Origin of the sequence: Cognatiyoonia sp. IB215446, from assembly GCF_033963825.1 — a bacterium.
Taxonomy (GTDB): domain Bacteria; phylum Pseudomonadota; class Alphaproteobacteria; order Rhodobacterales; family Rhodobacteraceae; genus Yoonia.
On record NZ_JAXBMD010000020.1, the window covers coordinates 1 to 889 of the forward strand.

Genomic DNA, 889 nt, shown 5'->3' on the forward strand with positions numbered 1-889 from the left:
AGGGATTCGCGCAAGAACCGGCTTCTTTTCGTTTCAGATCGCTCACAGGGGCGAGATTGGTAAGAAATAATGCACCCTCACGCATTTGCGCCCATCTGAAATGTGTGAACGGCTGACATAAAACATATCTTGCGGCGGTGAGCAGGCGCACAATGCTGGCAATATTTTTGTGCAATTTTGCACGTAAGTGTCAAAATTACCCATCTTATGACATGTCAAGCACAAATCACACTCACAAGGGTCACATTTTTCGTGATGGATACCGGGGTTCAATTAGGCCGCGGCTTACCCAACTTTAAGCTCATCAACGGCGCCAAACACACGACGCCAGATCATAAACCCCGCGGCGCACGCCGCATCACAAAACTGAAATGGAACGAAACTATGTCTATCAAATCAGCCACCATCTTCGCCACTGCCGTCGCCTTTGCCGCTTCACTGCCCTTCGCAGCATCCGCGGAACAAGGTGGCGTCCACAGCACGAAAACCGGCCTGAGCGGCCTTGAAATCGCAGCAGATCGTATTCTTGACGACTATGGCTTTGAGAACGTCGATCCGACCACACTTAAGCTGAGTGCACTTGTCGAGATCATCGACGTTGAGAGAAATGATGAAGAACGTGCGGGATCAACGCGCGGCGGAATCCAGGCAGCCCTCAACCGGTAAAGCCCGCATGGCCAATGGTCAAAATGCCCATCGCCTCTCATTTTGTTAGGCGGTGGGCATACGGCATTGCATGACGCCGCTTAGGTTATCCATTCTCTTAAGTTGTGCGCGACCTTATAGAATGCACACGCTTGAGGTGCTTCAATAAGGTGGACCCCAAGCCGGAAGCCTTGATTAGTCGTCCGGAGCGTGTCGCAACCCGCGCTACAGGGCAACTAGGGTT

At 52.1% G+C, this 889-nt stretch carries 1 protein-coding gene; it reads left to right on the plus strand.

Features of this window, described 5'->3' with window-relative positions:
• The first annotated feature begins 252 nt into the window (after window positions 1-252).
• Entirely contained in the window at window positions 253-666 is a 414-nt protein-coding gene (locus tag SLH49_RS22285) for a hypothetical protein (protein ID WP_320271347.1), read from the plus strand.
• Window positions 667-889: the final 223 nt, after the last annotated feature.